The sequence below is a fragment of the Myxococcus sp. XM-1-1-1 genome (assembly GCF_020037095.1).
GTDB lineage: Bacteria > Myxococcota > Myxococcia > Myxococcales > Myxococcaceae > Myxococcus > Myxococcus fulvus.
In genome coordinates this window covers 104,261-128,165 of the sequence record NZ_JAIQDH010000021.1, presented here as the reverse complement: position 1 = coordinate 128,165, position 23,905 = coordinate 104,261, and the positions used below count along the sequence as shown (strand labels likewise).

General features: G+C 70.9%; 20 protein-coding genes. 11 read left to right on the top strand and 9 right to left on the bottom strand.

What is annotated here, in order from left to right; translation table 11 throughout:
* The first annotated feature begins 14 nt into the window (after window positions 1–14).
* The gene (locus K8640_RS32305; protein WP_223750588.1) at window positions 15–914 is read left to right on the top strand and encodes a ThiF family adenylyltransferase; all 900 of its coding nucleotides are present in this window, start codon (window positions 15–17) and stop codon (window positions 912–914) included.
* A gap of 4 nt (window positions 915–918) precedes the next feature.
* Here K8640_RS32305 and K8640_RS32300 read toward each other — a convergent pair whose 3' ends face one another.
* Entirely contained in the window at window positions 919–1,905 is a 987-nt protein-coding gene (locus tag K8640_RS32300; RefSeq protein ID WP_223750587.1) for a PD-(D/E)XK nuclease family protein, read from the bottom strand.
* Between the two features lie 142 nt (window positions 1,906–2,047).
* Between K8640_RS32300 and K8640_RS32295 the strand changes: the two genes are divergently transcribed.
* The 3 genes from K8640_RS32295 to K8640_RS32285 all read left to right on the top strand — a co-directional run bounded on the left by K8640_RS32295 (window position 2,048) and on the right by K8640_RS32285 (window position 4,772).
* Window positions 2,048–2,839, top strand: a complete 792-nt coding sequence (locus tag K8640_RS32295; RefSeq protein WP_255653638.1) for an SDR family oxidoreductase — start codon at window positions 2,048–2,050, stop codon at window positions 2,837–2,839.
* A 350-nt stretch (window positions 2,840–3,189) separates the two neighbouring features.
* Window positions 3,190–4,398: an A/G-specific adenine glycosylase gene (gene mutY / locus K8640_RS32290; protein ID WP_223750585.1), complete on the top strand. Its 1,209-nt coding sequence runs from the start codon at window positions 3,190–3,192 to the stop codon at window positions 4,396–4,398.
* 155 nt (window positions 4,399–4,553) lie between these two features.
* Entirely contained in the window at window positions 4,554–4,772 is a 219-nt protein-coding gene (locus K8640_RS32285) for a DUF2934 domain-containing protein (protein ID WP_223750584.1), read from the top strand.
* A gap of 39 nt (window positions 4,773–4,811) precedes the next feature.
* Here the strand turns inward: K8640_RS32285 and K8640_RS32280 are convergent, their stop codons facing one another.
* The 3 genes from K8640_RS32280 to K8640_RS32270 form a co-directional block, all read right to left on the bottom strand.
* Window positions 4,812–5,903, bottom strand: coding sequence for a hypothetical protein (locus K8640_RS32280; RefSeq protein WP_223750583.1), 1,092 nt, complete (start codon window positions 5,901–5,903; stop codon window positions 4,812–4,814).
* A gap of 92 nt (window positions 5,904–5,995) precedes the next feature.
* Window positions 5,996–9,511, bottom strand: a complete 3,516-nt coding sequence (gene metH, locus K8640_RS32275) for a methionine synthase (protein WP_223750582.1) — start codon at window positions 9,509–9,511, stop codon at window positions 5,996–5,998.
* Window positions 9,508–10,404 carry a metalloregulator ArsR/SmtB family transcription factor gene (locus K8640_RS32270; RefSeq protein ID WP_141331342.1) on the bottom strand — a complete coding sequence of 299 codons (897 nt, stop codon included), beginning with the start codon at window positions 10,402–10,404 and terminating at the stop codon, window positions 9,508–9,510. Before K8640_RS32270 ends, metH begins: the two co-directional genes overlap by 4 nt.
* 93 nt (window positions 10,405–10,497) lie before the next feature.
* Between K8640_RS32270 and K8640_RS32265 the strand changes: the two genes are divergently transcribed.
* Complete coding sequence (locus K8640_RS32265; RefSeq protein ID WP_082165584.1) at window positions 10,498–11,376, top strand: patatin-like phospholipase family protein; 879 nt, start codon at window positions 10,498–10,500, stop codon at window positions 11,374–11,376.
* Window positions 11,377–11,454: 78 nt separating this feature from the next.
* Here K8640_RS32265 and K8640_RS32260 read toward each other — a convergent pair whose 3' ends face one another.
* Window positions 11,455–12,831, bottom strand: a complete 1,377-nt coding sequence (locus K8640_RS32260; RefSeq protein WP_223750581.1) for a sigma 54-interacting transcriptional regulator — start codon at window positions 12,829–12,831, stop codon at window positions 11,455–11,457.
* A 209-nt stretch (window positions 12,832–13,040) separates the two neighbouring features.
* Here K8640_RS32260 and K8640_RS43315 point away from each other — a divergent pair, with 209 nt between their 5' ends.
* On the top strand, window positions 13,041–14,294 hold the full coding sequence (locus tag K8640_RS43315) for an ADYC domain-containing protein (protein WP_223750580.1): 1,254 nt from the start codon (window positions 13,041–13,043) through the stop codon (window positions 14,292–14,294).
* 193 nt (window positions 14,295–14,487) lie between these two features.
* Here the strand turns inward: K8640_RS43315 and K8640_RS32250 are convergent, their stop codons facing one another.
* Entirely contained in the window at window positions 14,488–17,700 is a 3,213-nt protein-coding gene (locus K8640_RS32250) for a protein kinase domain-containing protein (protein WP_223750579.1), read from the bottom strand.
* 246 nt (window positions 17,701–17,946) lie between these two features.
* On the opposite strand from K8640_RS32250, the gene K8640_RS32245 reads away from it, so the two are divergent.
* Window positions 17,947–18,546: a hypothetical protein gene (locus tag K8640_RS32245; RefSeq protein ID WP_223750578.1), complete on the top strand. Its 600-nt coding sequence runs from the start codon at window positions 17,947–17,949 to the stop codon at window positions 18,544–18,546.
* A gap of 62 nt (window positions 18,547–18,608) precedes the next feature.
* Here K8640_RS32245 and K8640_RS32240 read toward each other — a convergent pair whose 3' ends face one another.
* The 3 genes from K8640_RS32240 to K8640_RS32230 form a co-directional block, all read right to left on the bottom strand.
* Complete coding sequence (locus K8640_RS32240; protein ID WP_141331334.1) at window positions 18,609–19,052, bottom strand: CoA-binding protein; 444 nt, start codon at window positions 19,050–19,052, stop codon at window positions 18,609–18,611.
* Window positions 19,049–19,948 carry a hypothetical protein gene (locus K8640_RS32235; RefSeq protein ID WP_223750577.1) on the bottom strand — a complete coding sequence of 300 codons (900 nt, stop codon included), beginning with the start codon at window positions 19,946–19,948 and terminating at the stop codon, window positions 19,049–19,051. The genes K8640_RS32240 and K8640_RS32235 overlap by 4 nt, the downstream gene beginning before the upstream one ends.
* Before the next feature lie 65 nt (window positions 19,949–20,013).
* On the bottom strand, window positions 20,014–20,331 hold the full coding sequence (locus K8640_RS32230; RefSeq protein WP_223750576.1) for a DUF2795 domain-containing protein: 318 nt from the start codon (window positions 20,329–20,331) through the stop codon (window positions 20,014–20,016).
* A gap of 194 nt (window positions 20,332–20,525) precedes the next feature.
* On the opposite strand from K8640_RS32230, the gene K8640_RS32225 reads away from it, so the two are divergent.
* The 4 genes from K8640_RS32225 to K8640_RS32210 are packed head-to-tail and all read left to right on the top strand — an operon-like array spanning window position 20,526 to window position 23,902.
* Window positions 20,526–22,103, top strand: a complete 1,578-nt coding sequence (locus tag K8640_RS32225) for a YiiX/YebB-like N1pC/P60 family cysteine hydrolase (RefSeq protein ID WP_223750575.1) — start codon at window positions 20,526–20,528, stop codon at window positions 22,101–22,103.
* Window positions 22,104–22,110: 7 nt separating this feature from the next.
* Window positions 22,111–22,386: a hypothetical protein gene (locus tag K8640_RS32220; protein ID WP_046712155.1), complete on the top strand. Its 276-nt coding sequence runs from the start codon at window positions 22,111–22,113 to the stop codon at window positions 22,384–22,386.
* A gap of 60 nt (window positions 22,387–22,446) precedes the next feature.
* Window positions 22,447–23,295 carry a SirB1 family protein gene (locus K8640_RS32215; RefSeq protein WP_223750574.1) on the top strand — a complete coding sequence of 283 codons (849 nt, stop codon included), beginning with the start codon at window positions 22,447–22,449 and terminating at the stop codon, window positions 23,293–23,295.
* Window positions 23,296–23,341: 46 nt separating this feature from the next.
* On the top strand, window positions 23,342–23,902 hold the full coding sequence (locus tag K8640_RS32210; RefSeq protein ID WP_223750573.1) for an NUDIX hydrolase: 561 nt from the start codon (window positions 23,342–23,344) through the stop codon (window positions 23,900–23,902).
* Window positions 23,903–23,905: the final 3 nt, after the last annotated feature.

Below are 23,905 nucleotides of genomic sequence, written 5' to 3'. Positions count from 1 at the left end.
TATAGAGGACCCCCATGAACCCGCAGCCCCCACCGCCCGCCCCTCCCCAGCCTGAGACTCCGCCCGCCACGACGGCCACGCCGAACGCGGCGACAGGCTCGCTCGCCCGGCCGTTCAAGTTCAAGCTGTCGCGCCGCTTCGACCGCACCGGGCGCCTGCTGGGGGACAACGCCATGGAGCGGCTCGCCAACGCGCGCGTGGTGGTGTTCGGCCTGGGCGGCGTGGGCAGCTACGCGGCCGAGGGCCTGGTGCGCAGCGGCATCGGCCACCTGACGCTGGTGGACCACGACGACGTCTGCGTCACCAACACCAACCGCCAGCTCCACGCGACGGTGAAGGGCGTGGGCAAGTCGAAGGCGGAGCTGATGGCGCAGCGCTGCCGCGAAATCAACCCGGAGGCCCGGGTGGAGGCGGTGCGCGAGTTCTACCGCGAAGAGGTCGCCGAGCAGATGCTGCCCGCCGGCCAGTACGACTTCGTGGTGGACGCCATCGACAACGTGAAGGCGAAGCTGCACCTGCTGCATCGGTGCGTGTCGCTGGGCATCCCCGTGGTCAGCTCCATGGGCGCCGCCGCGCGCCTGGACCCGACGGCCATCCGCGTGGAGGACCTGTCCGAGACGCACATGGACCCGTTCGCCAAGGACATCCGCAAGCTGCTCAAGCGCAAGTACGGCGTGGAGACCGAGCGGCACACGGGCATCACCGCCGTGTACTCCATCGAGGCGCGCCGCATGCCGGTGGCCCTCAACTACGACGACGCGACGGACGGGTTCCTGTGTGTCTGCCCGCAGGACAACGAGTTCCACACGTGTGACCACCGCACGCAGATCGACGGCAGCGTGTCCTTCGTCACCTCGTGCTTCGGGATGAACGCCGCCGGCGTCGTGGTGCGAAGGCTCGCCTCCACGCGCTGACGGCTCAGGCCACCTGCTGGGGCTGCGACGCTCGCGCCTGCTGCTCGGCGAGCGCCTCGGCCTCTCGGCCACAGGGCCTGCGGAACACGCAGCGCGTGCAGGGCGTCAGCGTCTCCGACCGGGGGAACGCGTCCGCGTCCAGCGGCGTGTTCGTGACAGGGTCCTTCAGCAGCGCGCGCATCTTCGCCACGCTCGTCTCGAAGTGCCGGTGGAAGGACTCCATGGCGCCCAGGTCCACCTGGACGTCCTGCTCCTTGCCCTCGTTGAGGTACACGAGCGACGCGCGCACCTTCTCCACCGGGAAGCGGTAGCGCTGGGACACGTACAGCGCGTAGCCGAGCACCTGCTCGTCGTAGCCGTCGCGAGACTTGCCCGTCTTCCAGTCCACGACGACGGGCGCGCCGTCCTGGTCCACGAAGGCGAAGTCGGGGATGGCGAAGACCTTGAGGCCGCCGAGCGTGAAGTGGGCGAAGTCGAAGCCCGCGTCCACCTCCAGCCACTGCTCGGGCTTGAGGCTCTTGGCGAGCAGCGGCCAGCGCGAGTTGAAGAACCACGCGAGCGCCACGCGCACCGTCTCCCAGTTCTGCTTCCAGGCCTCGTCGGGGAGCGCCTCGGCGTACTCGTGCTCCACGAGGCCGGTGAACTGCTTGCGGTACTTCTGCGTCCAGTACGCCTTGCCGCGCGAGTGGCGATAGTCGTCCTGCATCAGCTTGCGCGCGCGGGCCTCCACGACGGCGGGGTCCACCACGCGGCCGGCGCGCCAGTCCAGCAGCACGTCCTTGATGCTCTCGTGCACGACGCTGCCCGCCCAACTGAAGCGGTTGGCCAGCTTCTTGAGCACGTACAGCTCCCGCACGTCCTTCGGCGCGTCCGGCTCCCAGCCGCCCCAGGAGCGGTAGTAGTAGAAGTAGTAGGAGCGCAGGCACTCGGAGAACTTCTCGTGGCGGCTCTTGGACCAGGAGAAGTCGTTGTGGAGGGGTGGGCGCCGCATCGAGGCGGCGCATCCTAGGCGTTCGCTCGCTCCGCCAGAAGGGGAACAGGCAGGGAAACGAGCCCTGGGGGTGGGTTGAATGACAGTCCGGGTGGGGAACCCTGGGAGTATGGTCCGCGCCACCATGAAGAGCCGACCCCTGATGGAGCGAGTCGTCCTGATCACAGGCGCTTCCAGCGGCATCGGCCGCGCGGCGGCCCGGGCCTACGCGGAGGCGGGCGCCCACGTGGTGCTCGCCGCCCGGCGGCTGGAGCGGCTGGAAGACGCGGCCCGTGAAGCGGAATCACTGGGGGTCCGGGCACTGGCGGTGCGGTGCGACGTGACTCGTGGCGAGGACGTGGGGCGGCTCATGGCCCAGGTCCGCGCGGACTTCGGTGGGCTGGACGTGCTGGTGAACAACGCGGGCCAGGGGTTGTACGGACCGCTGGAGGCCATCAGCGAGGAGCAGCTGCGGCAGGTGTTCGAGCTGAACGTGTTCGCGCTGTGGCGGGTGACGCGGGCGGCGCTGCCGCTGCTGCGCGGGCGGCGCGGGGCGCACGTGGTGAACGTCAGCTCGGTGCTGGGGCATCGGGGGCTGCCGCTGCTCGGCGGGTATTGCGCGTCGAAGGCGGCGGTGAACGCGATGACGGAGTCCTTGCGCACGGAGCTGGCCACCGAGGGCATCGGCGTGCGGCTGGTGTCACCGGGCCTCACCGAGAGCGAGTTCCGGGACCACCGGCTGAACGCCCAGGGCTGGGCGCAGGACGCGATTCCGCTGAAGGCCATGTCCTCCGAGGAGGTGGCGCGGGCCATGGTGAAGGCGAGCGTGCGCGGACGACGCGACACCATCCTCACCCTCCCCGGCCGCGCCATGGTACTGGCGAACCGGCTCGCGCCCGGCTTGTTCGACCGGGTCGCCCACCGCATGGCCAACCCGGTGAAGAAGGACGCATGAGCCCCCGCAGTCGCCCCGCGAAGCCCGCTGTCTCGTCGGACACGCCGCCTGTCTCTCGCGAACAAAACGCCAAGACATCCTCAGGCAAGAAGCCGGAGACTGGCGACGTGCCCCGACCTCGCCGCGGACGTCCGCCGAGCGGCAAGGCCGAGCCCCTGCCCTCGCGTGATGAGCCGACGCTCGCGGACGCGAAGGCACGCAAGGCGTCCACCGGCTCGCTGTTCGATTCCTCCGGGTCACGCGCGGACGTGGAGGTGGTTGCGGAGGGTGTCGCGCCGCGCAAGGACGCGGTAAGCACACCTTCGACACCACCGAAGGCGCGACGCGGCCGTCCTCCTCGCACCGTGGGAATGGACACGGAGGGCGCCTCGCCGCGCGCGGACACGGCAAGCACACCCTCGACACCTCCGAAGGCGCGACGCGGCCGTCCTCCTGGCACCGCGACCACGTCGACGCGCGTCCCCACGGTGACACCGGGCGCCGCGCACCTGGCCAGCATCCGCGGGCCGCTGCTCGCCTGGTACGACCGCAACAAGCGCGACCTGCCGTGGCGCCGCACGAAGGACCCGTACGCCATCTGGCTGAGCGAGGTCATGCTCCAGCAGACGCAGGTGTCCACCGTCATCCCCTACTGGGAGCGGTTCCTGAAGCGCTTCCCCACCGCGCTCGCGCTCGCCTCCGCGCCACTCGATGACGTGCTCGCCGGATGGAAGGGCCTGGGCTACTACACGCGCGCTCGCAACCTGCACCGCGCCGCCCAGGACATCGTCTCGCGCTTCGGTGGCGCCCTGCCCTCCACCGCGGAGCAGTTGCTCTCGCTGCCCGGCTTCGGCCGCTACACCGCGGGCGCCGTGGCCTCCATCGCGTTCGGTGAGGAAGCCCCGCTCGTCGATGGCAACGTCGCCCGCGTGCTGTCCCGGCTCTTCGAGGTCGAGGGCCTGCCCGGAGACCGCGAGCGCGAGGCCACGCTGTGGGAGCTCGCGGGCCTGCTCGTGAAGGGCGAGCGCCCCGGCGACTTCAACCAGTCCCTCATGGAGCACGGCGCCACCACCTGCCGCCCGGAGAACCCGCTCTGCCTGCTGTGCCCCGTGCGCGAGGGCTGTGTCGCCTTCAAGAAGGGCCGCGTCGCCGAGCTGCCTCCCGCCAAGGTGCGCGCCGCGCCGAAGAAGCTGACCCTGGCCCTGGCCGTGTGGGCCCACGCGGACACGCTGCTGTTCGCGCGCCGCGCGGACTCGGGCCTCTTCGGAGGGCTGTGGGAGCTCCCCGCCGCCGAGGTCGACGAGGACGCCACCGTGGAGGAGACCACGCTGCGCCTCACCGCCGCGCTCGGCACGGGCGTGAAGCTGGAGTCCCTCCTGGGCACGGTGAAGCGGCAGCTCACCCACCGCGACCTCACGCTGCGCCTGTACCGCGTGTCCGGCCCCAAGCGCCCCACCCACTCCGCCGCCTTCCAGGAGCTGCGCTGGTGCACACCCGCCGAGGCCGCGACGCTCGGCATGAGCACCGCGATGCAGCGCGCCCTGGACACCGTGGTGGGCACGCAAGCGGAGGGCCGCTGACTGCTCCGGTCGCCGCCCAGCTCGCCCGCGGCTGTCCTCCCGACGACACGCCCCGGGACGTCGTGTTGCTTCGACAACCCCCGCCAGGTCGGGTCGCTTTCGCGCGTCACGCACGCGACTCAAGCTTCGCGCGCCCTTTCACCGGAGGCGTCCCGATGGCTCGAAACAACGCTCCCAAGTCGACCCCGCACACGAAGCCCCAGCACGCGGAACACGCGCATGAGCCGCAGGGCGCTCACGCGCGCTCCGACATCTCCCACGAGCAGATTGCCCGGCGCGCCTACGAAATCTACATGGCCCGCGGAGGCAAGCCCGGCAACCACGAGCAGGACTGGCAACAAGCCGAGCGAGAGCTGAAGCTCGGCCGTCAGTAGCGGTCCGCCACCTGGGCCCGTGTCCACACCGGGCCCACGTCAGTGAGGCGGCGGCGAGTGCAGCACGGGGCGCTCGGCCTCGAGCGCGCCTCGCAACCTGCGCTGCGCCACCTTCAGCTCCGAGAGGATGCGCTCCGCGTCCTGCACCGAGCGCATCGCCAGGCCGCACGCCGGCGTCAGCAGCACCGTGGACACGGCCCGGGGGAACGAGAAGCCTCGCGGCAGCGCGGCCTTCAGCGAGGCCTCCACCGAGTCCGCCAGCTCCGTCACCTCGTACGTCGACGCGAGGTCCGTGGGGATGATGCCCAGGCTCAGCGTCGCGCCCGAGTGCAGGTAGCGCTCCAGCGCGTCCTTCTCCTCCAGCATCGCGTCGAGCGACAGCCGCACGTCCAACGACAACAGGTCCGCCTGCGCGTCCAGCAGCGCGCTCCAGTCCGTGTTGCCGCAGCAGTGCAGGCCCACCAGCGCGCCCTCCCGCTGGAGCGCGACAATCAGGAGCCGCAGCTCCTGCACCGCCAGCAGGTGCCGCGGATTGACGCGCTGGAACGCATACAGGCCCGGCTCGTCGAGGAAGAACAGGGGCGTGGTGCCCGCGCGCCGCAGCGCCTTCACCATGGCCAGGGAGCGCGCCAGCACCAGCCGGTAGATGGCCTGGTCCAGCCCCGGCACCTCCAGCGCGGACAGCCCCGAGTCCGTCCTCGCCACCGAGCGCACCGTGAAGGGCCCGGCGAGCTGCGCCTTCGCGAAGGCCAGCTTGCGGTGCTCCACCTCCCACAGGAACGGCCGCCACGCACGGCACGCCTCAGGGGAGGGCTCGTACGCCTCCAGCGCCCCGGCCGCGAGCGCGGACTCCAGCTTCGCCTCGAACTGGGCGCGCCCCGCCTCCCAGGCCTGGAGGTCCACCGTGCACAGGCCCTCGTCGTCGAAGCGCAGCCCGGGAAGCCCCTCCAGCGCCGCGGGAATCATCAGCTCGGAGGGCTTGCCCACCGGCAGCTGCGGCAGGAAGGGGATGTCCATCGACAAGGCGACCTGGAGCCCCAGCTCCACCTGCGTGTGGGGCAGGCTCCCGATGCCCGTGGTGGCACAGGCGGGCAGCAACTGGACGGCTCGACGGATGTTCGGCGCGCTCATAGGCGCGGGAGTCTAACCGCTCCCCTTCCCCACGGCGCGCTTCGGTGGCCCCGGGCGGGTCCCCAGAGCCCCCGGGGGCCCGTGCGTCCGAATCAGGACACCGAGAAGTACGAGGCCTGGGGATGGTGGAAGACGATGGCGGAGACCGAGGCCTCGGGCTCCATCATGCAGCCGTCGGTGAGCTGCACCCCAATCTCCTCCGGCCGCAGCGCCTCGAAGAGCTTCGACTGGTCCTCCAGCCGGGGGCACGCGGGGTAGCCGAACGAGTAGCGCTTGCCCGCGTACTCCGCCCGGAAGCGCTCCAGCATCGTCATGTCCGGCTTGTCCGGGGTGCCCCACATGCTGCGCAGCTGCGTGTGCAAGAGCTCCGCGTAGCCCTCCGCCGTCTCCAGCGCGAGCGCCTGCACCGCGTGCATCTTCAGGAACTCGCCCCTGGCCTTGAGGCCCTCGGACAGCTCGCGGATGCCCGAGCCCGCCGTCACCACGAACATGGCCACGTTGTCGGTGGGCACGCCGCGCTCCAGCGGCCGCAGGTAGTCGGCCAGGCACAGGCCCCCGTCGCGGTCCTGCCGGGGGAAGTCGAAGCTCGCCGCCTCGCGGCCCGTCGTCCCGTCGAACAGCACCACGCGGTTGCCGTCGCTGCCCGCCTTGAAGAACTGGAACACCGCGCGCGCCTGCATGAGGCCGCCGCGCAGCATGCCCTTGAGCTCCTCCACCGCCTCCTTCAGCGCCAGCGCCTTGCGCCCCTCCTCCGTCTTCGCCAGCTCCGCCTCGGCCGGAGTCCCCAGCGCGCGCGACGACGTGCGCAGGCCCAGGTGCCGTCCGTACAGCATCACCGGGTTGATGAACTTCCAGATGTGGTCCAGCGGCGTGTTCGTCAGCACGTGCCGCTCGAAGTCCGGCGCGGGCGGCACCGTCTCCAGCACCCGAATCTCCGCGCTGCGCCCGCGCGCCACCACCGCCTCCACGCGGGGACGCTCCTTGACCTCCTGGGCCAGCTTCACGCGGCGCTCGGCCAGCTCCCCGCGAAGCCGCTCGTGCGACGTCGGGTCGACGATCTGCTTGGCCAGGTCCAGGCCGCTCATCGCGTCCTGCGCGTAGGCCACGGTGCCGCCGCCGTACGCCGGGGCGATGTTGCGGTCCACGAAGTTGCGGCTGAGCGCGGCGCCGCCCACCAGGATGGGCACCTCCACGCCCGCGCGCTTCAGGTCCTCCGCCGTGGCCACCATCTGGTGCGCGCTCTTCACGAGCAGGCCCGACAGCCCGAGGATGTCCGGCTGGTGCTCGCGCACCGCCTGCACCAGCTGCTCGGGCGGCACCTTGATGCCCAGGTTCACCACGTGGAAGCCGTTGTTGGCGAGGATGATCTCCACCAGGTTCTTGCCGATGTCGTGGACGTCGCCCTTCACCGTGGCCAGCACCACCTTGCCGCGCATGGCCGCCTTGGCGGAGCTCATGTGCGGCTCCAGGAAGCCCACCGCGGCCTTCATCGACTCGGCGCTCTGGAGCACCTCGGCGACGATGAGCTCGTTGGCGCCGAAGAGCCGACCCACCTCGTCCATGCCCTTCATCAGCGGGCCGTTGATGATGTCCAGCGGCGCGTACTTCTTGAGCGCCTCCTCCAGGTCCGCGAAGAGGCCGTCGCGCGAGCCCTCGATGATGTAGCGCTGCAGCCGCTCCTCCAGCGGCAGCGTGCTCACCGCCACCTTGACGGCCTTGCGCTCGCGGAAGTGCGCGGCGAACGGCGTGACGGGGTCCGGTCCCCGGTTGTAGAGCAGGTCCTCCGCCAGCGTGCGCTCCTCCTCGGGCAGCGACGCGTAGCGCTCCAGCTTCTCGGAGTTGACCAGCGCCATGTCCAGGCCCGCCTGGACGCAGTGGTACAGGAAGACGGAGTTGAGCACCTCGCGGCCCGCCGTGGGCAGGCCGAAGGACACGTTGGAGATGCCCAGCACGGTGCGGCACTGCGGGAAGCGCTGCTTGATGAGGCGCACGCCCTCCACCGTCTCCACGCCGCTGCCCGTGTACTGCGCGTCACCCGAGGCGCACGGGAAGACGAGCGGGTCGAAGTAGAGGTCCTCGGCGCGCATGCCGTACTTCTTCGTGAGCAGCTCGAACGAGCGCTCCGCCACGGCGAGCTTCCGCTCGCGCGTCACGGCCATGCCCACCTCGTCGATGCAGCCCACCACCAGCGCCGCGCCGAAGCGCCGGGCAAGCGGCACCACCTTCTCGAAGCGCTCCTCCCCGTCCTCCAGGTTGACGGAGTTGATGATGGCCTTGCCCTGGCTGTACGTCAGCGCCATCTCCAGGACGCGCTCGTCCGTGGAGTCGATCATCAAGGGCACGCGCACCTTCTTGACGACCACCTCCAGGAACTGGCGCATGTCCTCCAGCTCGTCGCGGTCCGGGTTGGCCAGGCAGATGTCGATGACCTGCGCGCCGCGCTTCACCTGCGCGCGCGCAATCTCTGACGCGTCCTCCACCTGCCCCGCGACGATGAGCTCCTTGAACTTCTTGCTGCCGATGACGTTGGTGCGCTCACCGACGATGACCGGGCGCACGTCGTCCGTCACCTCCAGGTAGTCCACGCCCGACAGCGTCGAGCGGGGCTTGGGCACCTTCGTGCGCGGCTTGAGGCCCTTCACCGCCTGGGACACCGCGCGGATGTGCGCCTCCGTGGTGCCGCAACAGCCGCCCACCACGTTGAGCCAGCCCTGCTCACAGAAGCGCGTGAGCGAGCGGGCAATCATGTCCGGCGTCTCCAGGTAGTGGCCGTTCTCGTCCGGCAGGCCCGCGTTGGGCACGCACGACACCGGGAACGGGCTCAGCTCCGACAGGGAGCGCAGGTGGTCCGTCATGAAGTCCGGACCCGTGGCGCAGTTGAGCCCCAGGTAGAGCAGCTCCCAGTGCTCCAGCGACGCCGCCAGGCTCTCCACGCTCTGGCCCGCGAGCATGGTGCCCATGGGCTCAATCGTGCCCGACACCGCCACCGGCAGCGCGTAGCCCAGCTTCTGGAACGCCCGGTCGATGCCCAGGAGCGCCGCCTTGATGTTGCGCGTGTCCTGGCACGTCTCCACCAGCAGGTAGTCGGAGCCGCCCAGCGCGAGCCCCTCCGCCTGCACGGCGAAGTTGTCCACCAGCTCCTCGAAGGTGATGCCGCCGGTGACGCTGATGGCCTTGGTGGTGGGGCCCACCGAGCCGGCCACCCAGCGGATGCGGCCGTCCTTCGCCTCGGCGGCCTCGGCGGCCTCGCGGGCGAGCCTGGCGGAGGCCTGGTTGATCTCGAGCGCCTTGTGCCCCAGGCCGAACTCGTTGAGCACCAGCGGCGTGCCACCGAAGCTGTCCGTCTCCGTCACGTCCGCGCCCGCGGCGAAGTAGCGCGCGTGGATGTCGCGGATGAGCTCCGGCCGGGTGAGGACCAGGTTCTCGTTGCAGCCCTCGAACTCGGCGCCGCCGAAGTCCGCGGCCTTGAGGTCATGCTGTTGCAACAGCGTCCCCATGGCGCCATCCAGCACCAGCACGCGCTCACGCATGGCGGAGCGCAGGGCCTCCACGCGGCGGCCATGCTCTCCAGGAGGGGGAGGAAGGACGGTGGGCGTCGGGCTCGTCATGATGGCTTCACTCCTGTCAGCAGAAAGACTCGAAAGGGGCTGGCACCGTCGCGGGCGTGCGACTCGCGGGTGAGCTGCGCGAACCCCTGCTCGCGCAAGCTGGCCTCGAGCTGTGACGGCTCGAAGCCCAGGTGGCGGTGGCCCAGCCGGTCCACCACCCAGCGTTCGTCATGCGGCATCAGCTCCAGCACCACCAGCCGGCCGCCCGGCTTGAGCAGGCGCGCGGCCTCGGCCAGCACCGCCGCCGGCTCCTCCACGTGGTGCAGGCTCTGTGAAATCACCACCAGGTCCAGCTGGCCCGATTTCAACGACAGCCGGTGCAGGTCTTCGCAGAGGAAGCTCACGTTGGTGAGGCCCTCGCCCGCCGCGCGCTCCCGCGCCTGCTCCAGCGCGACGGCGTTCTGGTCGATGGCCCACACGTGCCGGGCCCACCGGCCCAGCGCCACGCTCAACACGCCCGTCCCACAGCCGAAGTCCGCGACGTCCAGCGGCGGCAGGAGCGACGCCAGCGCGCCCGCCCACAGGAACCACGACTGGCCCGGCTCCAGGAGCCGCTCGTTGAGGGCCTGCCGGTCCGCGCGGGCGCGCAACAGGTCCTTGAGCCGCGCCGAGTCCCCCGCCGCGTCCTCCGCCTCGCGCGCCAGCCGGATGAGCGGCCAGCGGGAGTCCTCACCGCCCAGCGCCAGCGAGTAGTAGCTGAAGCCCGCCTGCCGCTCCTCGCGGATGAGCCCCAGCCCCTTGAGCTTGCCCAGGTGATGGGACACCGAGGACTGCGCCACCCCCACCAGCGACACCAGCTCCGTCACGTTCAGCGGAGCCTCCGACACCAGTCGGAGGATGCGCAGCCGCGTCGGGTCGCCGAGCGCCCGGAAGGATTGGGACAGAGCTTCCATATCGCTGCATCAACATACGTCGATGCCGGACTGGAGGCCAGCGGACTTTCGACGCACCGCGTGCTTCCCGGCGGACAGTGGTAGATGTGGGACATGGCATCTCCCAACCTGCAGCAGTTGCTCGAGGGCAAGCGGTTCGGCCTGGTCCTCTCGGCGGGCTACTTCGGCTTCTACGGGCACGCTGGCTTCCTCAAGGGGCTGGCGAGCACGGGGCTCAAGCCCTCGGCCTACGCGGGTACGTCCGCGGGCGGCATGGTGGCGGCGTACGCGGCGGCGGGGATGCCGGTGCACGCGATTGAAGAGCTGGTGCTGCGCCAGACGCGCGCGAACTTCTGGGACCCGGACCCGATTGGCGCCGTGTTGAACGCGGACGCCGCGGGCCATGGGCTCACGGGCCTGCTCAAGGGCGAGCGCTTCCGGCGGCTGCTGGAGGACACGCTGGGCGCGCCGACGTTCGAGGACCTGCCGCATCCGCTGCTGCTGGTGGGCGCGAACCTCACGCTGGGCACGCACGACGTCTTCACCACGGGGGAGCTGGCGCCGCGCGTCCACGCCACCTGCGCCTATCCCGGCCTGTTCCGCGCGGTGCCGCTGGATGGGAACCTGTATTGGGACGGAGGCCTGGTGGACAAGGCGCCCGCGCTGTCGCTGCATGACAGCGCCGCCGGGAAGGACCTGGACGCCATCCTCGTGCACTTCCTGCCGAGCAAGACGCGCAAGGTGGTGGGTGGGCCCATGGCGTATGCGCAGGGACTGGCGGCGGGCTCCGCGGCGCTGAGGAGGGATCACTTCCGGCTCCAGCTGACCGTGCTGGAGGGACGCGGCATCCCCGTCTACGTCGTCGTGTCCAACCTGCCGCCCGTGACGCCCACGACGATGGAGCGCGGGTTCGATGCGCTGGACCAGGCGCGCCTGGCCGCCGCGGTGGCCTTGTCCCGTCCGCCCGTGCCCTTCGGGCAGGCGCAGTGGTGAGCTGAGGCTCCGCGCCCGGCCTCTCGACACGCGCGGCCTCGCCCATCGAGGTGCCGCGCCTCCGACGATGGGGGCACGTCACTTCTCGCCGGGCTCACCGTCCTCTTCGCGCTCGGACGACGGAAGGTCCCAGCGCTCCAGCAGTCGTCGCAACGTCGTGCGGTGCATTCCGAGTTCCCGAGCCGCCGCGCTCACGTTGCCCGAGTGCTTTCGCAGCGCGGCCTCGACCCGGGCGCGCTCCTCGCCCTCCAGCGTCTTCGCCTTCGCGGAGAGTTCGCGCGCCGCGGGGCCCGCCTCGCCGTCACCGAAGGCCGTCCCCGCGCCCGAGCCCAGGTGCGCAGCGGAGACGCGTCGCGAGCCCTCCGCCAACGCCTTCTGGACGGCACCACGGACTTCGACGAGCAGCTCGCGCACGTTGCCCGGCCAGGGCCTGAGCAGACACGCCTCCAGCAATGAGACGTGAGTTCCCATGTCGGGCTCGACACGGTGGACCTGCTCCTGGAGGAGCAACGTGAGTTCCTCCGGGCGCTCCCGCAGCGGAGGGAGCACCACCTCCGGTCTGCCGATGCGGAAGTACAGGTCCTCGCGCAGGCGCCCCTTCGCGACGAGCGCTCGCAGCGACTGATGACTCGCGGAGCAGACCCGCACGTCGACCTTGGCGGGCCTCGCGGCGCCGAGCGCGAGCACCTCCCCTGTCTCGAGCACGCGCAGCAGCTTCGCCTGGACCGCGAGGTCCAGCTCCACCACCTCGTCGAGGAACAGCGTGCCGCCGTCCGCGCTCTGCAGATAGCCCTGCGCGTCCGCCTCCGCGCCCGAGTACGCGCCGCGCCTGGCGCCGAACAACAGTCGCTCGGCGAGCGCCTGGGGGATGGCCGCGCAGTTGACCGCGATGAAGGGCCCCGTGCTCCTGGGGCCCGACGAGTGGAAGGCCCGCGCGACGCCCTCCTTGCCCGTGCCGCTCTCACCGTGGAGGTGCAGGGAGGTGCCGAGCCGCGCTGTTCGCGACACCTCGTCCAACACGGCGCGGAAGGAAGGGCCTCGCAGGAAGCCGTCGATGCGCTCGACACCGAGTCGCTCCAGTGGACCGACGTCCGCGCTGGGGACGAACAGCGAGGTGCCCATGCGGATGACCCGCCGCGCTTCCCGGGGCGCGCCGACGGGCAGCCGCTCACCGTCCACGAAGGTGCCGTTCTGACTGCCCAGGTCCGTCACCCAGAAGCGCTGACCGTCGAAGCGGATGCGCGCGTGCCTGCGGGACATCCTCGGGTCCTCGGTCTCACCCAACGAGGGCGTGCCCCGTCCGACCTCCAGGCTCTCGCCTCTCAGCGGTAGCGCCACCGCCAGGGCGGCTCCCGCGCCGTACACCCCCACCAACCCCGGCGTCCGCGCGCGCGCAAAGTCCCCCGCCTCCAGGGAGCCCTCGCTCGGTCCGAGCGTCGACACGTCCCGCGCCATGCCTTCGTCCCTCTCCCAGGGCGCACCGCGTTGGCACAGCCCCTCGTGCCAACCACGCTAGCGCAAGTGTGTCAGCGCTGCTGATGGCACCGGGCTACCGCTCACGAGCACCCGTGGCACGAAGCTGGCTATGAAGTCGTCGAGGACAGGCCGCTCCGGGTCTGTCCTCGCCACCATCCATGAGGGGGAAGTCATCCGTGAAGGCATTCGTGCGAGTCCGTCCTGGCGTGTCACCGAAGCGGCCACTGTGGGCCGTGGGGCTTCACTGCGCGCTCCTGCTCCTGCTGGCGAGCGGCGCCAGTGGCTGCTGCAAGTACATGGGGCGCTCGTGCCCGTCGAAGGGTCCGAGCAAGGACGACACCCTGCCCCACAAGGACTGCGCGCGGGAGAACTGCGAGACGCCCCCGTACGAGGGGCGGCTCATCTCCGATGACTGCCCCTCCGGCCAGTGCGACCCGGAGAGCCCCAACGGCCTGGGCATCTACAACCTCGAGGGCCACAGCCACTGCCTGGCCATCTCCACCAAGGACCGCTACTGCCCGGAGACGTTCCTGAACACGGCGGACGGCATCGCGCTGCGCCTGCGTGACGCGAATGTCGGCGCGCAGGTCATCATGGCCGACGTCGTCGACGCCCGACTGCTCGACGAAGCGATGAGCGCCTCCGAGCCGGTGAAGGTGCTCGAGATTCAAGGCGGGACGGGACAGCTCCGCTTCAAGGGAGTCCACGTGGGCCGTTCCACGGGGCCCTTCGCCATCGAGGGCGGTGAGCTCCCCAGGCTCATCCTCGCGTTGAGCGTGAAGGACCCGTACGAGGAGCCCCGTCGCTACCAGGTGAGGTTCCGTCCCCTGACCCACGCCTCGATGCCGCGCGGCGCGGTGCCCAAGTACGTGATGGAGTACCAGGAGGGTGAGTGGAGGCCGAGCATGTCCTGGGTCAATCCCTGCTCGGGCGTGACGGACGTCCCGGCCCGGCCGGACGCCTCGATGGCCGTGCTGCCCGACTTCGCCGTCGACAGTCTCACCGCGGGCGTCAGCCACCAACCGAGGTCCGTCACCCTCGCCTGTGACAAGGGCGCCATCGCGACCTGCCTCGACTGGGGCTACACGCCCTGGGACAAGCACGGGCGACCCGACGCGAACCGCGCGTACCTCTACGCCTCCTGTCTCCAGGCGAAGCGCGCCGCGTACTTCGTCCGGTTCAACAACCTCAAGAGCTACACCGCCAACAACACGCTCATCCGCCGGCGCGACGAGTTCGCGGTCGGCCTGGAGCAGAGCAGCAACCTGGAGACCCTGCCCCGCCTGGAGGCCCTGTGGAGCCCGCGTGGCGCGGAGTGCATCATCCCGGAGAACTTCCGTCGCCCCGAGCTCGTCGACCCCAGGTGGGTCGGCCTGCTGCCCCGCTGCGAGCCCGTCCACTGGACGCAATGGGGCAAGCTCGCCACCGCGCCCGCGCGCTGACACGGGCCTGCGCATCGCGGCACCTGCGCGTGCCCGATGAGCTGGCCCCGTGGGTCTCGAGACGACTCCGTGGAGTAAGGCACAGCGTCCCGCGTGCTGAGGTCCTTGCTCGGAGCTCAGCACGCCCAGTTCGCGCAATGGCAGTGGCTCAACCCGGCGTGACGAGGTCCGCGCTCAGCGCAACGGCGACGGCTCAGCGTCCCGCGTGATGCGGTCCGCGCTCGGACGTGAGCACGCCCAGCTCCCGCAGCGGCTGGGCATATTCCTCGCGGAGGAAGACATCGAGCGCCAAGGCCCGCTCCAACGACGCGCGGGCCTGCGCTCTCAGCGGTTCGCGCTCCGCCGAGGTCGCGCCCTGTGAGCGCGCGAGCAAGAGGGCGCCTCGAACCGCATGAGCAGCCGCGAGCCGGGGATTGAGCCCGAGCGCCAGATCGGCCTGCGCCAGCCCTTCGGTGAGGAGCGATGACGTCTGTGCCTCCGACGCCATCCACCAGCTCGCGCGCGCCAGCTCCAGGTGGGCCTCGTCGTAGGGATAGAGCTTCACGGCCCGTCGAGCCTCATCGAGCGCCTCGCCCACCCATCGCCGCGCCGAGCGTCCGCGCAGGCGCTCCCACGAGGCCCGAGTCAGCGACAACCGCGCTCCCAGGACACGGCAGTCCGCGCACGAGGCGTCTCCCGGATAGGGCACGGTGAGGGCTCGCCGCGCGGACTCCAGTGAAGCGGTGGGGTCCACCCCCGAGCGCACCGCGTGCTCCGCCGCGAGCAGGTGCACCGACGCGCCCAGGAAGTGCGTCCTTCCCGCCGTGGGGTTGAGTTCGAGCGAGCGCGCGACATGCGCCAGCGCCCCCGCGAGCAAGGTCCCCGGCTCGCCGCCCGTGCGCGACACATGGCGCGCCTGGGTCAGCTCCGCGAGCCCCAACTGCGTGAGCACCGGCGCATACCGCGCATCCAGCGCGAGCGCCCGTGCCCCCGCGGAGCGAGCCTGCTCGACATCGGCCGAGGGGACCCTCCCGAGGGAGAGCTCATATTGCGCCAACGAGTTGTGCACCTCCACGAGGTTGGCGTGCGCGAAGAGGTACTTCGGGTCCACACGCGCGGCCTCTCGCAGGTGACGCGCGGCCTCGGCGAACGCGGCGCTCGGGTCCTGGCCATGCTCTCGCAACCACGTCCCTCGCCACCGATGCACGAGGGCCAGGTCATTGAGCGCCCACGGGTAGCGGGGTTGCAGTCGCAGCGCCTTCTCGAACCACGCGACGGCCTCGTCGTAGGCGGGACGCGGGTCCTTCCCCTCGCGCGCATCCTGGAGCCCTCGCATGAAGTGGCTGTAGCCCAGCGTGTCGTGGGCCTGGACGTTCGCGGGGTCCAACGCCACGGCGCGCGCGGCGGTGGTGGTCCAGTCGGAGAGCACGGCCTTCGGGTCCGTGTCGCGCTCCTGGAAGTTCACCAGGCGGTACCAGTTCATCAGCACCCAGGCGCGCTTCGTATGCACCGAGGAGCGTCCGGGCGCGGCCTTCACGGCCCGCTCGCTCGCGACCAGCGCCTGCTCCAACGAGGCCCGACGCGAGCGCCCCTGTCGTTTGTCCAGCTCCGACTGTTGCAGCCAGACCTCGGCCAGCGCCTCGTGCCCACGGGCGTCACTGCGTCCCAGGTCCGTGGCGGCCTCGTAGCGCCGGGCGGACTCTTGGAGCCCCGTGCGCGCAGCGTCGTAGGCCCCGCGCTCCAGCTCGCGCATCGCCCGAGCCAGCGTCACCTCTCCGGAGAGCAGCCGCGTCTCCAGGCTCCACGGCGACTCATCGACGGCACGAGCAACCGTGTCCGCCGCCGTCTCCAGCGAGCCCCGGTAGTACGCGATGAGGCCCTCCAGGTACGTCCCCGACTCCACCTCCCGACTGCGCTCCAGCGACTGCAACGCCGGCACCAGATAGCGAGCCTCCAGCGAGCGCTGACGCTCCGCCACCCACGCCGCGTCGCCACTGCGTCGAGCCGCCTCGAGTTCCTGGTGGTACAGCCCACCGAGCACCCGCCCCAACGCATGATGCAGCTCGGGTGATTCGAGCCCCTTCGCACGCGCGGCCTCCAGTGCCTCGCGCGCGGGCTCCAGCTCGTTCATCGCCAGGTGCCCCAGCCCCAGCGCCTGCTGCACGAGCATCTCGCCCGATGTCCCCAGCCCATGAGGCAGCGAGGCGATGCGGCGCATGTGCTCGCGGACCAGCGCCTCCTCCCGCCCCGTGTCATGCAGGGGCGCCAGGTGCGCGGCGCGAAGAATCCACTCGAGGTCCTTCACCTGCTGCCCGAGTTGCTGCGCGAGCAAAGCACGCGCTCCAGAGCGTTGCTCGACGGCCCGCGCCTCCAACCACGAATGCACGCCGAGCACGGACAGCCCCACGATGCACACGAGGGACACCGCGCTGACGGTGACGAGCGCGCGCTGCGTCTTCCACCGTCGCACCAGCCTCGCCCACGGTCCCGGTCGTCGGCCGAGGATGGGCTCGCCATCGAGGAAGCGCCCCAGGTCCTCCGCCAGCGCTCGCGCCGAGCCATAACGCGCCGCAGGCTCCTTGCTCAGGCACTTGAGGAGCACCGTCTCCAGGTCCACAGGCAGGCCCGGCACCAGCGCTCGCGGTGCACGAACATCCTCATGGAGCACATGGTGCAGCACGCTCGCGGCGGACACGCCATGAAACGGCGCGACACCACAGAGCGCCTCGTAGAGCGTCGCGCCCAGGCCATACACATCCGAGCGCCGGTCCAACGCCCGGACATCTCCCCGAGCCTGCTCCGGCGCCATGTACGCGGGCGTCCCCAGCACCGCGCCGGACTGCGTGAGCCCGCGCTCCAGCCCCGTCTCCTGCGCCAGGCCGAAGTCCATCACCACCGGCAACCAGCGCCCCTCTTCACTCCGCTGCACCAGGATGTTGGAGGGCTTGAGGTCGCGGTGGATGACGCCCAGTCGATGGGCCTCGTGGATGGCCAGGGCCACGTCCCGCAGCACCTGGACCTTGTCCTCCAACGACATGTCCACCGCCGCCACATCCAACCTGCGCCCGGCGACCAGCTGCATCGCGATGAAGTCGCGGCCCGCGACCTGCCCCACCTCGTACACCTTGCAGACGTTGGGATGGTCGATGCGCGCCTGCGCCCGGGCCTCCTGGACCAGTCGCATCGCGCGCGCGGGAGACGTCCCCTTCACGAACTTGAGCGCCACGTCGCGGCCCAGGCGCGCATCCCTCGCGCGATAGACCACGCCCATTCCCCCCTGGCCGAGCAGCGTCAGGTCCGCGAAGCGCTCCCACGCCCCGGGCGGCCCCGCGTCCTCCCAGGGCTCCTCCGGAGCGACGCTGTCTTCCTGGGTGGAGAGCCCCCTGGGCACGCCGGCCCCCTCCCGGCGGTCATCCGCGTCCGACATGCCCGCGACTCTAGCGCGGCGGCTTCTCCTCGGTGAGCCCCTGGCACGACGCCCGCGTGCCACCCGTGCCAACCCCGCGTGTCACCGCACGACGAATCGCGCCCCACTGCCGAGCACCCTCCTCGGAGAAGCCCGTGCAAGCACGCGGGCACGAGCGGTGCACAAGGCCCCCACGCGACACGCCGGGCAACCCACGTGTCACCGCACCGCGAGCGGTGCGTCCCACCGATATCCGAAAGGCACCCCGTGAAGACTCACGTCACCGTCGCTTCCCTCTCCCTCATGTTCGGCCTCGTCGGCTGCGGCCCCGAGGTGGAGGTGGACTCCACGCAGGCCCCCACCACGCAGGAGCCCGTCAGCGCGCCCGCGACCGAGGAGCTCGACACCGCGACCCAGGCCATCAACCCCGGCTGCAGGGACCCACAGGTCTACTGGCCCTACGGCGTCATCAACTCCAACGGGACGGTCAACAACGGCTGGGCGGGCAACCTCATCCAGAGCTCGGAAGACCGCGTGTTCTTCTCGTACAGCGGCGCGGGGGTGGCCCCCTCCAACGTCGTGCGCATCACCCTCACCGCCGCCGCGAACATCACCTGGTGGAAGGGCATCGAGGTCTTCCGCCCGGACGGCTCGCGCCACCCCAGCGTGCTCGAGACGCACAACTCCGGCCGCGGTCCCTACACGATGGACATCGTCGTCAACAACACCGACTCGCCGAACCTGTGGGCCATCAAGTTCCTCAAGGGCAAGCTGTTCGGCATCCACACCGGCATGTACTGCCTGGAGGACCTGTCGGCCTGGCGCGGCCGCAACCTGTACTTCACGTGGACCTATGACGCGTCCTGAGCCCTGACGTCGGGCGTGCTTCGTCGGGCCCCCGCACACGAGGCCCGACGGAGCGCGGCGGCTCAGCGTCCGCCGTAGCGGCGGTGGTCCACCATGAGGCAGCGGTCCTGCACCACCTGGATGCCCGCCTCCGCGAGCTTGCGCGCCGCCGCGTCGTTGCGGATGCCGGACTGGAACCACACCGCCTTCGGCTTCTTGGCGATGATGTCGTCCACGTGCGCGTCGATGTCCTGGGGCCTGCGGAACACGTCCACCAGGTCCACCTCGCCCGGCACGTCCGCGAGCTTGCGGAACACGGGCTTGCCGAGGATGTGCGTCACGTCCGGGTAGTAGACGGGCACGGGCACCACCTCCACGCCCGCGCGCGCCAGGTAGTCCGGCACGTAGAAGGCCGGCTGTCCCGACTGCTGCTCCGTCTTGATGCCCAGCACCGCCACGCGCCTGGCACCCTTCACCACGCGCTCCACACCCGCTTCGTCCTCGACGAGGTTGTCTTCCCAGCTCATGGCGTCTCCTCCTGAAGGGCCTGCGCTCGCGACTGCATCGTCACCGTCCACGCCGCCGGGCCCACCCGGGCCTTCACCGTGAGCTCGCGGCTCACCGGCACGAAGCGCCCGTAGGCCACCACCTGCTCGCCCTCGCACGTCACGCCCGCCGTCAGCTCCGGGCGCCCCGCCGCCACCCACGCGTCCGTCAGCTCCCGCGGCGCGTCCTCCGGCACCGAGTCCAGGCACTTGAGGCTCAGCACCACCGCGTCGCCGTACTCCGTGTCCCGCGTCCCCTGCAGCGTGCGCTCCAGCACATACGCCACCTGCGTGTCGCCCATGGGCAGCGTGTCCACCGCCCACGTGCGTTGACCCTCCGACAGATGCCGCTGGAACAGGCCGCCGAACTTCGCCTCCCACTCGCGCCGCGTGCGCGTCTCCAGGGCCTCCGGCGCCAGGAAGCGCTCCAGCGCCTTCGCGTCCGCGCCCGCGGGCACCGACTGCCGCAAGGCCTCGCTCGCGGACTCCGGTGACACCAGCTTCACGAACGCGCCGTCCGCCGCCAGCTGCAGCCGGAGCGCGAAGCGCAGCAGCACGTCATCCACCCAGCCCTCCACCGCCACGCCCGCGCGCGTGCGCCGCGCCCGCGTCACGGACTGGGTCAGCAGCCAGCCGCCCTCGGAGGTGGCGAAGCGGGACTCGGTGGTCAGCTCCGCCTCCTCACGCAGCACCTGTCCGTCCTGCTCCACCGCGCGGCTGGCCTGCTGGGATTCGGTGAGCACGCGCCCCACGGGCGGCTGGAAACCCAGGCGCACCCGAGGCGTCACCGAGGGGACGGGCACCCTCAAGGGCGGCGGCTTCCGACAACCGGACGAGAGCAACAGCACGAGACAGCTCAGCAGGAGACCTGGACGCATGCGCCCGCGAACGCTGGCAGAAACGGCCAGCGCCCGCGAGCGCTTCTTCCCAGGGATGTCGCCCCTCAGGGGTGACGCGAGCTGCCGTCGGGCGCGTTCTCCACCAGGTCCCGACCGATGTTGCGCCGGTCCCTGTTCGCGCCGTCGTCGTCCTGCAGCCCGCCTCGGGCGAACCGCCGCGCGGCCTCCGCCAGGTCCCGCATCACGTCCTCGCGCGACGCGTACTCCGTGCGAGGCAGGCACTTGAGGACGTTGATGACGTTGACGGGGGCCTCGCTGTCCTCGGCGGCCTCGACCAGGTCATCCCTCGTCGTGGGGTAGTCCACCGAGTCCAGGTGGGGGGTGATGGAGAGCCCGGGGTCTTCCGCGGTTCCGAATGCCATCTGCCGCTGCCTTTCTGCCCGGCCAGCCCGGTCCGGACGTGAGTCACTTGAGTCCCAGGAACCTGGGGACGAAACCCACGCCGGACCACCCGGCCGTCCCCCTCCCCTCCCCTGGGCAGCCAGGGGACCAGCCGCCCCGGCAGCTCCCGAGGTAGAGTCCCGCCGCCGCCCTGTCTCCGCCGGAGCCCCACCCCATGCCCGCCGCCTCCCTGCTGCTCGCCTGGCTCACCGTCGCCAGTCCGCCTCCCCAGGCGCCCGCCGCCCCTCCCAAGAGCGTCTATGCGCTCGAGGACGACGCCTTCGTGGCCCAGGCCCAGGAGGACCTGCGCCAGCTGGAGCGCTATGCCCAGGGCCTCAGGCGGCTGTCGGAGGAGGTGAAGACGTCGCGCGCGCTGTATCTGCAGAAGCAGAGCGAGCCGTACACGCCGGACCAGAAGCAGCGCCTGCTCACCACGTGGGCCGCCTTCTTCGACTACTTCGTCTCCACCGAGGTCATCCGTCAGCGCTACTGGGACTTCGTGAAGGAGCCCTTGCTCACCCAGCCGAAGAAGCACGCCTGGGGCTTCCTGCTCACCCACGGCGCGCTCACCACGGAGCTGGCCCACGGCCTGACGTTCGCGGAGCTCACCGGAGGCCGCAAGCAGCTGGAGGTGCTCCTGGACGAGCCCGCCCCCGAGTACGGCCTGCCCGCGCGCGCCTTCGCCCGCTTCAAGGAGAAGGTCATCCACGTGGGCACCACCACCCAGCTGCTCACCGGGGACGGCTACAAGCAGCAGCTGCGGCCCCTGCTGGTGAAGGCCGGCGCGCTGGATGCGCCGCGCGTCCCGTGGGTGATGCAGGAGATGAAGCTCAACAGCGAGGTGGCCAAGGGGCTGCTCATCAAGCGCGGCCCCGTGCTCTTCGCCAAGGCCGCCACGGACCTCACCCAGGACAGCGCCCAGCGCGCCTTCTTCCCCGTGCAGCGCGCGGTGGCCGAGTGGATGGGCGACACGCGCGTGCACCGCTCCGGCCAGCCGCTCATCTCCCGCGCGCAGGTGCAGGCGTTGCTCGAGCGCATGGAGCCCGGTGACATCCTGGTGGCCCGCCAGAACTGGTACCTCTCCAACATCGGCCTGCCGGGCTTCTGGCCGCACGCGGAGCTGTACGTGGGTACCCAGCAGGAGCTGGCCGCCTACTTCGACGAGGACAAGGACGTGAAGGCCTGGCTCGCGACGCTCGAGGGCAAGCCCCAGAGCTTCACCGGCCACCTGGCCACGGCCTTCCCCACGAAGTGGGCCGCGTACAACCAGACCGACACGCATGGAGATGCCCTGCGCATCATCGAGTCCATCAGCGAGGGCGTCAGCTTCACCGGCCCCGAGCACGGCATGCGCGTGGACTACCTGGGAGTCATGCGCCCCCGGCTGACGCGCGTGGACAAGGCGCGCGCAATCCTCCGGGCCTTCGGCTACCAGGGCCGCCCCTACGACTTCGACTTCGACTTCTTCTCCGACCAGACGCTGGTGTGCACGGAGCTGGTGTGGAAGTCCTACGCGCCCTCGAAGGAGCTGCGGGGGCTCTCCATCCCCCTGGTCGACGTCGTCGGCCGGCGCACCCTGCCCGCCAACGAGCTGGTCCGCCTGTTCGACGCCGAGTTCGGCCGGGAGGACCGCCAGCTGGACTTCGTCGCCTTCCTGGACGGCCGGGAGGGCGAGGGGCTCGCGAAAGAGGCGGACGCGGCGGCTTTCCGTTACAGCTACCGCCGCGCCAAGTGGGACATCGCCCAGGAGTAGACACGCAATGAAGGAAGACGTGGCCCAGGACATGCTGGAGCTGTCCGCCCAGCTCTTCGAGCGGATGATTTCCCAACAGCAGGCGAAGGTGTTGCGCCTGGCCCGCGAGGCCGTCCCCAACATCACCCCCGAGGAGCTCCGCAATCCCCACGACTTCCCCCAACTCAAGGAACACCCGACTTTCGAGTTCGAGGACGGAATCCTGGCGGGGTTGATTTCGGCCCAGATGGGGCTGCGCGCCGAAATCAAGGGGAGGCTGCCCTATGCGCCGCCCACCTTCTGACGCTCGGCCGCCTGCCTTTGCTGTCGGGCTCGTCGTGGGTTAGTGGTTGCCGCCGTGAGCATGACCACAGGATTCAGCCCGCCGCTGGCCCGGGAACGGTTGGTGTCGGCGCTGGCCGCGGAGCCTCCCCGCCTGGACCTGGCGGCGCTGGCGATTGCCACACTGGACAGGCCGGAGCTGGACGCGCCGGCGTGTCTGCACATGCTGGACGTGCTCGCCTGCCGGGTGCAGGTGGAGGCGGAGCGGCTCCACGACAAGGGCGAGGCGCTGGCCCCGCTGCGGGCGCTGCGTCACGTGCTGTCGGACATCGAGGGCTTCCGGGGCAACGAGGACAACTACCACTCGCCGGAGAACAGCTTCCTGGACCAGGTGCTGGAGCGGAAGCTGGGCCTGCCGATAACGCTGTCGGTGGTGTACCTGGAGGTGGCGCGGCGGGCGGGAATCCCGCTGTACGGGGTGCCCTTCCCCGGCCACTTCCTGGTGGCGCACGACGCGGGGGACCACAAGCTGGTGATGGACCCGTTCCACCAGGGGGACATCCTCACGGAGCACGGCTGCGAGGAGCTGCTCAAGCGCGTGGCCCCGCAGCTCAAGTTCGACCGGTCCATGCTGGCGCCCGCGCCGGTGGAGCTGATTGCGTACCGGATGCTGTCGAACCTGCGGCGGGTGTACCTGGGCCGCGAGGACCGCGAGCGCGGGCTGGCGGTGGTGGACCTGTTGTTGCTCCTGGCGCCGGACCATCCGGGGGAGCTGCGCACGCGCGCGGCGCTGCTGGCGAACCTGGGCGCGTACCGGGCGGCGCTGCGCGACGTGGAGCGCTGCCTGGAGCTGTCCCCCGAGGCACCGGACCGTGAGCGGCTGGAGCTGACGGCCCAGGAGCTGCGCGAGCGCGCGGCCCTGCTCAACTGATTCCGAGGGGGCCCACCGCTGTCGCGGGCCCCGCAAGCGAGTGCCCATGTCCCGGACGGTGAAGCCCTGGCTGCGACTGCGCCAGGGGATGGAGCATGACTACCAGGTGCTGACGGTGCGCGAGGACCAGTGGGCGGACCCTCGCACGAACCTGGAGCACCCCCGGGTGCGGGTGGACTGCGCGGACTGGGTGAACGTCATCGCGGTGACGCCGGCCGACGAGCTGGTGCTGGTGCGGCAGTTCCGCTTCGGCACGGGCGCGGACACGCTGGAGGTGCCCGGCGGCATGGTGGACGAGGGCGAGGACCCCGCCGCCGCCGCCGCGCGCGAGCTGGAGGAGGAGACCGGGTACGTGGCGGGCCGTGTGATTCCGCTCGGCTGGGTGCACCCGAATCCCGCGCTGCAGGATAACCGGTGCTTCAGCTTCCTGGCGCTGGATTGCGTGAAGGTGCATGCGGGGCAGCAGGACGAAGGCGAGGACATCGCGGTGGAGCTGCACCCGCGCGCGGATGCGCCCAGGCTCATCCTGGAGGGACGCATCACCCACTCGTTGGTGGTGGGCGCGTTCTTCCTGGAGCGGCTCCGCGCGGAGGCGAAGACGCCGTAGGGC